Source organism: Stenotrophomonas lacuserhaii (assembly GCF_014836545.1).
In the GTDB taxonomy this organism is placed as follows: domain Bacteria; phylum Pseudomonadota; class Gammaproteobacteria; order Xanthomonadales; family Xanthomonadaceae; genus Stenotrophomonas; species Stenotrophomonas lacuserhaii.
On record NZ_JACSQS010000002.1, the window covers coordinates 10,355 to 22,375 of the forward strand.

Here is a 12,021-nt window from a genome sequence, read left to right on the forward strand (position 1 = left end):
GGTCGGCGGAGTCCGTCAGACCCCATTCCCCTCACCATCCGCCGACCATGGGTCGGCGCTACCGAAGGCCCCTAGGCCACCGTCGACCTGTCGGAGGTGGGGCGGGTGGGGGTGATGGGAACGCTCATCGCCATGGATGGCGATGGCGAGCCTACAGGGACGTATTCACGGCGGTTCCCAGCAGCCCCTCCCGCCCCGCCCAAGCCAATGCAGCAGCGCTGTCGCTCTACGCAGTTGACCTTGCTCGCGCCTCTGCCGGCCGCAGGCCAGAACACCCTCATACCCATCATTCAGCCACCGCCACGCCACCCTCTCCCATCCGCGTTAACATGCACGTTTTCCCCCGCAGGAACGCTTCCGGATGAGCCCCCGCCAGCCCCTTACCGTCGCCCTGATCCAGGAGCGCAACCACGGTGATGCCGCCGCCAATCTCGCCGTGATCGAATCCCGCGTCGCTGAAGCGGCCGCACAGGGTGCCAAGCTGATCCTGCTGCAGGAACTGCATAACGGCGCATACTTCTGCCAGCACGAAAACGTCGACGAATTCGACCTGGCCGAGCCGATCCCCGGCCCCAGCACCGAACGCATCGGCAAGCTGGCCAAACAGCATGGCGTGGTCCTCGTCGCCTCGCTGTTCGAACGCCGTGCCGCCGGCCTGTACCACAACACCGCCGTGGTGTTCGAAAAGGACGGCAGCCTGCTCGGCAAGTACCGCAAGATGCATATCCCGGATGACCCGGGTTTCTACGAAAAGTTCTATTTCACCCCGGGCGACCTCGGTTTCACCCCGATCGACACCTCGGTCGGCCGCCTCGGCGTGCTGGTGTGCTGGGACCAGTGGTATCCGGAAGCGGCGCGCCTGATGGCGCTGGCCGGCGCCGAACTGCTGCTCTACCCCACTGCCATCGGCTGGGATCCGGATGACCAGCAGGATGAAAAGAACCGCCAGCGCGATGCCTGGATACTCAGCCACCGCGGCCATGCCGTGGCCAATGGCGTGCCGGTGCTGAGCTGCAACCGCGTCGGCCACGAACCCTCGCCGATGGGCGCATCGGGCATCCAATTCTGGGGCAACAGCCACGTGCTGGGTCCGCAGGGCGAATTCATCGCCGAGGCCGGTGGCGAAGAAACCGTCCTGGTCTGCGAGGTCGACCTGCAGCGCAGCGAACACGTGCGGCGCATCTGGCCGTTCCTGCGCGACCGCCGCATCGACGCCTACGGCGACCTGCTGAAGCGTTACATCGACTGATTCCCTGCCGGAACCTGCGCCCATGGCCGTGCTTATCCGTGATGCCAGCGAGGCTGACATCACCGCGATCACCGCGATCTACGCGGTGGAAGTGAACGACTTCGTCAACACCTACGAGTACGACATCCCGGACGCGGCAGAGATGCTGCGACGGATGCAGGACATCGTCGCCCGCGGCTTCCCGTACCTTGTCGCCGAAGTCGACGGCGAGGTCGCCGGCTATGCCTATGCCAATACGTACCGCACCCGCGTGGCCTACCAGTGGACGGTGGAAAACTCGGTCTACGTCGATGCGCGCTTCCAGGGCCAGCGCGTCGGGACCACGCTGCTGCAGGCACTGATCGATGCCTGCACCGCGCGCGGTTACCGGCAGATGGTCGCGGTCATCGGCGAACCCACCAACACCGCCTCCATCAAGTTGCACGAGCGCTTCGGTTTCCACCTGGTCGGCGTGTTCCAGGGCCTGGGCCGCAAGCACGGCCGCTGGCTGGACACCGTGCAGATGCAGCGTGCACTGGGCGACGGCGCCGACAGCGCCCCTACAAACGAGTAAATGCATGACTGACACCCTCCCCCTGTCCATCGACGGGACTGCAGACGATGCGCTGTTCGCCGGCCAACCGGTGCGCATCGTCGAACGCGATGGCGTGCGCTATACCCTTCTGGGCACCGCGCACGTGTCGCACGCCAGCGTGGAAGCGGTGGAGAAGGCCATCCACAGTGGCCGCTTCGATGCGGTCGCGGTGGAACTGGATCCGCAGCGCCTGCAGGCGCTGACCGAGCCGGACACGCTGGCCAAGCTGGACCTGGTGGAGGTGATCCGCAAGGGTCGCGTGGCGCTGTTCGCCGCCAACCTTGCGCTGTCGGCCTACCAGCGTCGCCTGGCCGAACAGCTGGGCATCGAGCCGGGCGCCGAACTGAAGCGCGCGGTGCTGCTGGCCCGGGAGCAGGGCCTGCCGGTGCACCTGATCGACCGCGAGGTCGGGCTGACCTTCAAGCGCGCTTCGGCGCAGCTGGGCTTCTTCGGCAAGATCAAGCTGATGACCGGCCTGGCCGCCGGTCTGTTCTCCTCCGACGAGGTCGGCACGGACGAAATCGAAAAGCTCAAGCAGGGCGACATGCTGGAGTCCAGCTTCGGCGAGTTCGCCAAGGAAAGCCCCGCGCTGTATGACGCCATCATCGGCGAGCGCGACCGCTACATGGCTACCCGCCTGCGCGAGGAACGCGCCCTGCAGGGTGCCGAGCCCGCCCAGCGCGAGGTGCTGGCGGTGGTCGGCGCCGGCCATCTGGCCGGCCTGGCCACGTATCTGGAAACCGACAATGAGCCGCCGGTACCGCTGCGCGCGCAGCTGGAAGAAGTGGCGAAGAAGCGCAACATTCCCTGGTTCACGCTGGCCATCCTGGCGATCGTGGCGACCGGCATCGGCGTGGGCTTCTACCGCGGCGGGCTGGGGGTGGGGGGCGAACTGCTGCTCACCTGGGCAATGTACACCGGGGGCCTGGCCGGCCTGGGCTGCCTGCTGGCCGGAAGCCATCCGCTGAGCATCCTCACCGCGATCGTGGTGGCCCCATTCAAGCCGTTCCGCCTGAGCATTCCCACCGGCGCCTTCGCCGCGCTGGTGGAAGCGCGCCTGCGAAAGCCGGCCTACGAGGATTTCCTCAAGCTGCGCGACGATGCGCAGAGCTTGAAGGGCTGGTACCGCAACCGCGTCACCCGCGTGGTGCTGACCTTCATGCTGACCAACCTCGGCAGCATGCTCGGCCTGTGGCTGACCGGCTTCCAGGTATGGGGCAAGGTCGCCGGATGAAGAAGCGGTAGCGCCGAGCCATGGCCGGCGAGCGCAGCGGGCTTCTCGCCCGGGCGTCCCGCCGAGCACGGCTCGGCGCTACTGCAGCGCCGGGGCGTCCACACCCCGGCCGCGGGCCCTGCGGATCAGCCGCGTCGCCGCACTGCGTGCATCATCCAGCACCGCGTAGATGGTCGGCAGGAACAGCAGGCTGACCACCGTGGAGAACGCCAGGCCGCCGGCAATCGCGCGCGCCATCGGGTAGTACGGTGGGCCGTCGCCGAACATCTGCGTGTCGGTCAACGAAATCGGCACCATCGCCAGGATCGCCGTGCCCATCGTCATCATGATCGGGCGCAGGCGTTCGCGTGAGCCTTCCACCAGCGCTTGGGTACGGGCCATGCCGCGCCGGCGCAGGTTGTTGATGTGCTCGATCATCACGATGCCGTTGTTCACCACCACGCCCATCAGCACCAGGATGCCGATGAAGGACATGATGCCGAACGAGGTGCCGGTCAGCCAGAACAGCCAGAACACCCCGAAGATCGAGAACAACACCCCGCTCATGATTGCTGCCGGGAACAACAGCGATTCGAACACCGCGGCCATCACCACGTAGATCATCAGCAGCGCGATCACCAGGTTGAACAGCATCTGCTGCATCGCTTCATCATCGTTGCCGAAGTCGCCACCGTCGAAGCTGAAGCTGTAGCCGGCCGGGAAGTTCATCGGCTTGAGCACCGCCTCGATCGCCTTGCGCCCATCCGGGGCGGTGACCTTCTCAGCCAGGTTGGCCTTGATGGTCAGCGTGGTCTGCCGATTGGTGCGGCCGATCTGCGTGGCCGAGGACAGGATCTCCACTGAAACCAGGCTCAGCAGGGGCACGGTGCGGCCATCGCCGGTGCGCACGCTGAAGCCATCCAGGTCCTCCGGCGTACTCTGTTCGGCGCCGGCGAAACGCACCCACACCGGCACTTCGTTATCGCCGCGGCGGAACTCTCGCATCGGCGCGCCCCGCAGCGCCAGGCCAACGAAACTGGCCACCTGTTCGGCATTGAAGCCGAACGCGGCCGCGCGCTCACGGTCGACCTTGATCGCCAGTTCGCTGCCCTTCTCGCCGTTGTCGATGCGCACGTCGCGCAGTTCCTTGCGCTGCGCCAGCAGCGGCAGGACTTCCTCGCCGATCTCCTGCAGCATCGAACTGGAATCGCCGACCAGCTGCACCTGCACGCCGCTGTTGCTGCCACCGGAATCGCCGCCCTGGTTGCCGACGAAATAATCAGCACGCGCGGATTTCGGCAGGCCCTTGCGCAGTTCTTCCTGGATCGCCTTGAGGCCGCCGGCGTGCGCCTCGTCCAGGGTCACGATGGTGGAACTGCCTTCGTCTTCGCTGTACCAGGAATACACCTGGGCGATGTGCAGGCGCTCGCGGTTGGCGTCCAGCCAGTCTTCCACGCGCTTCACTTCATCGGACATCTGCCGGTAGGTATAGGCACTCTTCCACATGTAGCCGATGAACACGTCCTTGCCGCCTTCGCCGCCGAACATGTCCACCTTGGTCAGCTTCATCGGCACCAGGCTGACCAGCACCACCAGCAGGATGCCAAGCAGGCTCCAGCCACGGTGGCGCAGGGTCCAGTCCAGCAGCACGGCATAGCGGCCCTGCAGGCGCGCGATCACGCCGGTCTTCGAATGCAGCAGCTTCGGGGTGTCCATGCGCGCGGACAGCATCGGGATCAGGCTCACCGCCACAAGCCAGGACGCCAGCAGGGACACCGAGATGGTGATCGCGATCTGCGACATGAAGATGCTGATGTTGTTGGTTTCACCGAACAGGTTCGGGATGAACACGATGCAGTGGCACAGGGTGCCGGCGCTGAGCGCGATGGCTACGTTGCGGGTGCCGATGATCGAGGCCAGCCGCGGCTGGTCGGGCATCCGCTCGCGTTCCTGGTAGATGCTTTCCACCACCACCACGGCGTTGTCCACCAGCATGCCCACCGCCAGTAGCAGGCCCATCATGGTCAGGATGTTCAGCGTCACCCCGACGAAGTACATGAAGCCCAGGGTGATGATGAAGCAGATCGGGATGGCCAGGGTCACCATCAGCGTGGACGGCCAGTGGCGCAGGAAGAAGAACAGCACCGTCACCGACAGGATCAGGCCGACCGCACCGGCTTCGGCCAGTTCCAGCAGCGAGGACGTCACCGTCTTGCCCTGGTTGTCGATGACCTTGATCTGCACATCGCGCATGCTCGGCTGTGCACGGATCGCTTCCACTTCGGCCAGCGCAGCGCGCGAGACTTCCACCAGGTTGGCGCTGCGCTCCTTGAAGATATCCAGGCCGATCGCCGGGTTGCCGTCAAGGCGACGCCCATAGCTCATGCGGGTCGGCTTCAGGCGCACCTCGGCGATGTCGCCCAGCCGCAGTCCCTTGGCGTTGATCACCAGGTCGCGCATCTCCTGCAGGTCGGTGATCTCGCCCACCGGCTGCACGCGCACGCGCTGGCCGTTGTCATCGATCTGTCCGGCCGACAGCGAGAAGTTCAACGTGCGCAGGCGCTCGCTGAGTTCGTTGATGCTCAGGCCGTGCGCGTTCAGCCGGTTCGGGTCGATGGCGATCTCGACCTCGTTCGGCGGTGCGCCGGAGATGTTGACCCGCGCTACGCCGGGGATGCGTTCGATGCGCCGCTTGAACTCCCGGTCCAGCATGTCATACGCGCCGGTCAGGTCGGTATCGCTGGCCAGGCGCACCTTCAGCACCGGCTCGTCACTGCTGGACCACTTGAACACGTTGTAGCGCTGCAGGTCGTCGGGCAGGTCGGTGCGGATGGCATCGATGCGCTCGCGTGCATCGGATGCGGCGATGGCGATGTCGCGGTCCCAGTCACTGAACTCGATGAAGATGTTGGCCCCTTCGGAGGTGGCCGACGAGCGCATCCGCTTGATCCCGGTCATCGTCGCCAGGCTTTCTTCCACCGGACGGATCAAGGTGCGTTCCACTTCTTCCGGGGTGGAGCCGGTGTACGGAATCTGCACGAACAGGAACGGTGCGGTGATGTCCGGCAGCGCCTCCAGCGGCAGCCGGAACGAGGCGATCAGGCCCACCACCACCAGCGACACGAAACACATGATGGTGGTGACCGGGCGGCGGATGGAGAACTCGGCGATGCTCATGCCGGCTCCTCCTGGCCCTGCCCGGCCTTGGGCGCATCGAAGCCCGCGTCGTGGGCCAGCTTGCGCCCGCGCTCGCGGTAGTAGGCATCGCCCTTGCGGTCCATCAGGTCATACACCACCGGGATCACCAGCAGCGTCAACAGGGTAGATACCAGCAGGCCACCGATCACGGTGATCGCCATCGGCGCGCGCACTTCGGCGCCCTCGCCCATCGCCACCGCCAGCGGCAGGAAGCCGAACAGCGTGCACAGCGTGGTCATGATGATCGGCCTCAAGCGCGAACGTGCGCCCTCCACCAGCGCCTCGTGCTTGGCCACGCCGGCCTCGCGCAGCTGGTTGACCTTGTCGATCAGGATGATCGCGTTCTTGGTCACCAGCCCCACCAGCAGGATCAAGCCGATGAACACCACCACCGAGATCGGCTTGCCGCTCAGCAGCAGCGCCAGCACCGCCCCGACCAGGGCCAATGGGATGGTGAACAGGATCACGAATGGATGCAGCAGTGATTCGAACTGCGAGGCCATCACCAGGTAGACCAGGAAGATCGCCAGCCCGAAGGCGAAGATCAGCGATCGCGCCGACTCGGCGAGTTCTTCGCCCTGTCCGCCGATGTGCATGCCCACCGCAGCGCCCAATGGTTGTTCGGCCACCATCGCCTGCACTTCGCGCATGGCACCGCCCAGGTCGATGTCGCGCAGGTTGGCCGATACCACCGCCACCCGCGTCTGATCGGCACGATGGATCTCGCTGGGGCCGGTGGTAGCGACCACTTCGGCCACCGCATCCAGGGTCACCGGGCGGGTGCTGCCGGGATTGACGATCAGCCGGCGGATGCTGTCCACGCTGGCCCGGTCGCCCTGCTGGGCACGCACCAGCACGTCGATCTTGCGATCACGGAAGCTGTAGCGGGTGGCCACGTCGCCGCGCACTTTCTTGACCACCACATCGGCGATCTGGCGGGTGGTCAGGCCCAGCGCACCGGCGCGTTCCTGGTCGAAGCGGATCTGGATCTCCGGGAAGCCTTCTTCCACCGTGGATTTGACGTCTGCGTAGTGCGCGTTGTTGCGCAGCATCGCCGCCAGCCGCTGCCCGGCCTGCTCCAGCGAGGCCATGTCCTGCCCGCGCAGCTCGATTTCCAGCGGCGTGGAGAAGCTGAACAAGGCCGGTCGTGCGAAGTCCACCTGCACGCCCGGATGCGAAGCCATGGTGCCGCGCAGGCGCTCGGTGATGGCCGCTTCGCTGCGTGCATCGCCCCCCCCTTCCATCACCACGGTCAGCTTGCCGATGTTCTCCCCGCTTTCGGTCGGGCTGGCATCCAGCCGGGTGCCCGCGCCACTGACACCGTACAGCGAGGCAATGCCTTCACCGGCCGCCTGCTTGCCGTCGCCATGCGCCAGCTGCAGTTCGCGCACCAGCGCATCGGTCTGCTTCAGCGGCGTGCCGGCCGGCAGCTTCACGGTCATCTCGAAGCGGTCCTGGGCCAGCTGCGGGATCAGGTCTGCGCCGAGCATCGGCACCAGTGCCATGGTCGCCACGAAGGCCAGTGCCGCCAGCCCCAGCACCTTGCCCGGATGAGCCAGTGCGCTGGGCAGCAGGCGCAGGTAGCCGCGTTCGGCGCCGCCGTAGGGCTTCATCGCCACGTCGCTGGCCTTGCGCATCACCGGCCCGACCACCGCCACGATGCCGCGCCACACCCGCACCACCAGCCAGGCCGCGCCGAAGAAGCTCCAGCGGATGCCCGCCACGAAGCCGCGACGGCCACCAGCCACCGGCTTCAACCAGCGGTTCTGCGGATGCCAGGCTTCGCCAGCCGCTTCTTCCGGGAAGGCCAGCGGCGGGCGCCCCTTCAACGAACTCAGCATCGGAATCAGGGTCATCGACACCAGCAGCGAGATCGCGATGGCGATCGCCACGGTCAGTGCCTGGTCACGGAACAGCTGGCCGGCGATGCCATCGACGAACACCAGCGGCAGGAACACTGCGATGGTGGTCAGAGTGGACGCCACCACCGCCATGCTCACTTCCCGCGTACCCGCAATCGCCGCCTGCAACACGCCCAGCCCGCGTTCGCGCGCCTTGGCGATGCTTTCCAGCACCACGATGGAATCATCCACCACCAGGCCGGTGGCCAGTGCCAGGCCGCCCAGCGACATCACGTTCAAGCTCAGGCCCAGCTGGCCCATGAAGAAGAACGTGGCGATGATCGACACCGGCAGCGACAGGCTGATGACGAAGGTGCTCCAGCCATCGCGCAGGAACAGGAAGATGATCAGGATGGCCAGCAGGCCGCCGATCACCGCGTCCTTCTTGACGTCGCTGATCGCGTGCTCGATGAAGCGCGACTGGTCTTCGACGGTGGTGAGCTCGGCATCGGACGGGAAGGTGGTCTTGATCTGCTCCAGCCGCGCGCGCAGGGCCTCGGCGGTGGCTACGGTGTTCGCGTCGCCCTCTTTGTAGATCGCCAGCTCGACCGCCTCCTTGCCGCCCAACCGGATGATCGCCTCGCGTTCCTTGTACCCCTGGCGCACGCTGGCGACGTCCTTCAGCCGCACCGGCACGCCATTGGCCACCACACTGGAATTTCCGCCCGATGCACTCTGCGCTGCCGATGCGGCCGACATCGCCGCGTCCGAGCCGGTTGCCGCGGCAATGGCGAACATCTGCGCCATCGCCGAATCGGCTGCGCTGCCGTTGGAGGACTGGGTGGTGATCAGCAGGTTGCGGATCTCTTCCAGATCGACGAACTGGTTGACGGTGCGCACCAGGAAACGCTGCGAACCCTCTTCCAGGCGGCCGCCGGAGATGTTGATGTTCTCCTCTTTCAGGCGCTGGATGACGGTGTCGATCGGCAGGTTCAGCTGCGCCAGCTTCTGCTGGTCGATGTCCACCTGGATCTCATCTTCCAGGCCACCGCCGACCTTCACTGCGGCCACGCCGGTGACCGGCTCCAGCTTCTTCTTCAGGTCTTCGTCGGCATAGCGGCGCAGGCCGGTGAGTTCACGGATCGCCTCGGCGTCGGTGGCCGGCGCGTCCTTGCTGGAAATCACCAGGCGCATGATCGGTTCGGTGGACGGATTGAAGCGCAGCAGCACCGGGGCCTTGGCCTCCAGCGGCAGGTTCAGCGCTTCCATCTTGTCGCGCACCTCCAGGCTGGCCTGGTCCATGTTGGTGCCCCAGGCGAACTCCAGCACTACATCGCTCTGGCCGGTGCGCGAGATCGACTTCAGCTTGCGCAGGTTCTTGACCACCCCGACCGCTTCTTCCACCGGCTCGGAGATCAGGGTTTCGATTTCAGACGGTGCCGCGCCGGTGTACTCGGTGCGCACGGTCAGGGTGGGATAGCTCAGGTCCGGCAGCAGGTTGACCTTCAGGCTGTTCAGGGCAATCAGCCCGAACAGGATCAGGGTGACCGTGCACATGGCGATGGTCACGCGGCGGCGCGTGGCGAACTCCACCAGGCCTCCGCCCATGCTGCCGGGGCCGTGACCCGGGTGCGGGTCGCGACCGTGGTCGTCACCGGCCGATGTCATGGGGCGCTCCCTGCCTTGGCAGCCGGCGTGGCCTTGGCCACCTGCTTGGGATCGGCCGGGACGATCACCTGCACCGCAGTGCCATCGCGCAGCGCAACCTTGCCGGCGGTGACCACCTGGTCGCCTGCGGCAAGGCCCTCGCGCACTTCCACCCAGGCGCCCTCGGCGTAGCCCAGCGTCACCGGTACGCGCGCGACCTTGCCGGCGCGCACGCGGAACACGGCCGGGTCACCGTCGTCCAGCAGCGCCAGGCGCGGCACCACCAGCGCATCGGCGCGTTGGTCGTAATCGATGCGGATGCGGCCGAACATGCCCGGCTGCAGCGACTGCGCGCCGCCGTCGAAGATGCTCACCACGCGGAACGTGCCGCTGCCGGAATCCACGACCGGCGAGATGCGGTCGACCTGACCGGTGAAGCTTTTGCCGGGCAGTGCGTCGGCCAGCAGGGTGACCGGCTGGCCGGCACGCAGCGTGGCCAGCTCGCGCTCGGGCACGTTGAGCGTTGCTTCCAGCCGCGCGTTGTCGACGATGCGGAAGATCGGGGTGTTGATCTGCACGAAGTTGCCGGTCTTGATCGAACGCGAAGCGATCACCCCGGAGATCGGTGCGGTGACCGTGGTGTAGGACAGTTCCAGCGTGGCCAGCCGGTACTGCGCGCGGGCGTTTTCCACGTCGTAACGCAACTGGTCCACATCCGCGGCGCTGACCATCTGCTGGCCCACCAGGCGGTTGGCGCGCTGGTAGTTGTTTTCCAGCTTGCGCATCACTGCTTCACTCTGCGCCACCGCCAGCCGCGCGCGGTCCGGATCCAGGCGCACCAGCGGCTGTCCGGCACGCACCTGCTGGCCTTCTTCCACCAGTACCGCCAGCGCCACGCCGGAAGTCTTGGCCACCACTTGCGATTCGGCGCGCGGCTCCAGTGCGGCGGTCCCGGTGTAGCTGGCGGCCACGCCGCGATGGCTGGCCACCGCCACTTCCACCGGTACCGCCTCGACCTTCTTTTCTTCGGACTTGCCGTCCTTGCCGTCTGCCGCCTTGGCTTCGTTGTTGGGGCCACCCGCGCAGCCAGACAGCAGCAACGTGGTGGAGATGAGCAGCGCGGCGGCGCAGATTCCGCTGCGGCCGGCGGGCAGGAAGGCATGGCGTGACATCGTCGGGTCCCTGGGGATGCGTGAACAGGTGTGGTAGCAAAGTAATGCACCACCTCACGGCTACACCATATCCCAAAGGTCACGGTGACTTCACGCCGTCGGTCGGGCCGCCCCCATTTCAGCAACATGAAACGAGCCGCTATACTCGGGCCGTTCCGTACCCCACGCCGGAACGACCAGACCCGTAGCCCGGAAACGACATCATGCGCCCGCAGCCGCTCGCCGCTTGTCTTGCTCTGGCCGTCCTCCTGCCCTTCGGGGCCGCCGTGGCCACTCCTGCACCTGCTTCACCTCCGTCCGCCCCTGCCGCTCCAGCGCCGCTTCCGGCCCCGCAGGCACCGGCGCCGGCCGCCGCCCTCACCGGCAATTTCGACAACGGCCGGGTCCTGGCATACACCTGCCAGGGCTGCCACGGCATCACCGGTTACAAGAACGCCTACCCCAGCTACCGCGTGCCGAAGATCGGCGGGCAGAGCGAGCAGTACCTGCTGCAGGCCCTCACCGAGTACCGCCATGGCAAGCGTCGTCATCCGACCATGCAGGCGCAGTCGATGAGTTTCAGCGAACAGGAGATCGCCGATCTCGCTGTTTACCTGTCCACCGTCAAGTAAGGCACGCCTACATGTCGAAAGCCGCGCAGTTCACGCGTCATGCCATCGCCTTGTCCGTCGCCGTCCTGATGGCCGCCTGCTCGCCGTCGCACGAAGACAGCAGCACGCAGTCGCCCGACCAGCCGGGCCAGGCCAGTGGCGATCTTCCCGCTCCTTCCTCCTCGGCCGGGCTGCCGGCCGGTCGCCCCGCCGCCGGCGAGGCGCGTGCGCAGGTCAAGGGCAAGGCCACCGGGCAGAGCTGCATCGACTGCCACGGCGCCGATGGCAATGCACCGATCGACCCGACCTACCCCAAGCTGGGAGGGCAATACAGTGATTACCTGGCGCACGCGCTGCAGGCGTATCGCTCCGGCGATCGCCAGCACGCGTTGATGACCCCGCAGGCGACCGGCATCAGCGACCAGGAGATCGCCGACCTGGCCGCCTATTTCGCTTCACGCCCGACCCAGCTGCGTGACCTGCACGGGGTGAAATAAGCCCCCCGAAAATGCGTGACGACAGGGCATGACCTCGGTA

At 66.5% G+C, this 12,021-nt stretch carries 8 protein-coding genes; 5 read left to right on the forward strand and 3 right to left on the reverse strand.

Annotation, left to right across the window (positions count from 1 at the left end):
• Window positions 1-361: 361 nt before the first annotated feature.
• Genes H9654_RS03005 through H9654_RS03015 form a run of 3 tightly spaced genes read left to right on the forward strand, consistent with a single transcriptional unit; the run spans window position 362 to window position 3,057 of the window.
• Window positions 362-1,249, forward strand: coding sequence for a carbon-nitrogen hydrolase (locus H9654_RS03005; RefSeq protein ID WP_191768941.1), 888 nt, complete (start codon window positions 362-364; stop codon window positions 1,247-1,249).
• 22 nt (window positions 1,250-1,271) lie between these two features.
• Window positions 1,272-1,802 (forward strand): GNAT family N-acetyltransferase, encoded by a 531-nt coding sequence (locus H9654_RS03010; protein ID WP_191768943.1) that lies wholly within the window; start codon window positions 1,272-1,274, stop codon window positions 1,800-1,802.
• A 4-nt stretch (window positions 1,803-1,806) separates the two neighbouring features.
• Entirely contained in the window at window positions 1,807-3,057 is a 1,251-nt protein-coding gene (locus H9654_RS03015; RefSeq protein WP_191768945.1) for a TraB/GumN family protein, read from the forward strand.
• Between the two features lie 78 nt (window positions 3,058-3,135).
• Here H9654_RS03015 and H9654_RS03020 read toward each other — a convergent pair whose 3' ends face one another.
• The 3 genes from H9654_RS03020 to H9654_RS03030 are packed head-to-tail and all read right to left on the reverse strand — an operon-like array spanning window position 3,136 to window position 10,894.
• The gene (locus H9654_RS03020; protein WP_191768947.1) at window positions 3,136-6,213 is read right to left on the reverse strand and encodes an efflux RND transporter permease subunit; all 3,078 of its coding nucleotides are present in this window, start codon (window positions 6,211-6,213) and stop codon (window positions 3,136-3,138) included.
• Entirely contained in the window at window positions 6,210-9,743 is a 3,534-nt protein-coding gene (locus H9654_RS03025) for an efflux RND transporter permease subunit (protein WP_191768949.1), read from the reverse strand. Before H9654_RS03025 ends, H9654_RS03020 begins: the two co-directional genes overlap by 4 nt.
• A complete protein-coding gene (locus H9654_RS03030; protein WP_191768951.1) occupies window positions 9,740-10,894 on the reverse strand; it encodes an efflux RND transporter periplasmic adaptor subunit in 1,155 nt (384 codons plus the stop codon). Before H9654_RS03030 ends, H9654_RS03025 begins: the two co-directional genes overlap by 4 nt.
• A 203-nt stretch (window positions 10,895-11,097) precedes the next feature.
• On the opposite strand from H9654_RS03030, the gene H9654_RS03035 reads away from it, so the two are divergent.
• Together H9654_RS03035 and H9654_RS03040 are read left to right on the forward strand one after the other, a co-directional pair.
• Window positions 11,098-11,505: a c-type cytochrome gene (locus tag H9654_RS03035; RefSeq protein ID WP_191768952.1), complete on the forward strand. Its 408-nt coding sequence runs from the start codon at window positions 11,098-11,100 to the stop codon at window positions 11,503-11,505.
• A gap of 11 nt (window positions 11,506-11,516) precedes the next feature.
• Complete coding sequence (locus tag H9654_RS03040) at window positions 11,517-11,981, forward strand: c-type cytochrome (protein ID WP_101099753.1); 465 nt, start codon at window positions 11,517-11,519, stop codon at window positions 11,979-11,981.
• Window positions 11,982-12,021 lie beyond the last annotated feature (40 nt).

Bases quoted from the DNA above. Each gene is read 5' to 3' on its own strand.
- H9654_RS03030 (WP_191768951.1), bottom strand. From the start codon at position 10,894: ATGTCACGCCATGCCTTCCTGCCCGCCGGCCGCAGCGGAATCTGCGCC.
- H9654_RS03040 (WP_101099753.1), top strand. From the start codon at position 11,517: ATGTCGAAAGCCGCGCAGTTCACGCGTCATGCCATCGCCTTGTCCGTC.
- H9654_RS03010 (WP_191768943.1), top strand. From the start codon at position 1,272: ATGGCCGTGCTTATCCGTGATGCCAGCGAGGCTGACATCACCGCGATC.
- H9654_RS03015 (WP_191768945.1), top strand. From the start codon at position 1,807: ATGACTGACACCCTCCCCCTGTCCATCGACGGGACTGCAGACGATGCG.
- H9654_RS03035 (WP_191768952.1), top strand. From the start codon at position 11,098: ATGCGCCCGCAGCCGCTCGCCGCTTGTCTTGCTCTGGCCGTCCTCCTG.
- H9654_RS03020 (WP_191768947.1), bottom strand. From the start codon at position 6,213: ATGAGCATCGCCGAGTTCTCCATCCGCCGCCCGGTCACCACCATCATG.
- H9654_RS03025 (WP_191768949.1), bottom strand. From the start codon at position 9,743: ATGACATCGGCCGGTGACGACCACGGTCGCGACCCGCACCCGGGTCAC.
- H9654_RS03005 (WP_191768941.1), top strand. From the start codon at position 362: ATGAGCCCCCGCCAGCCCCTTACCGTCGCCCTGATCCAGGAGCGCAAC.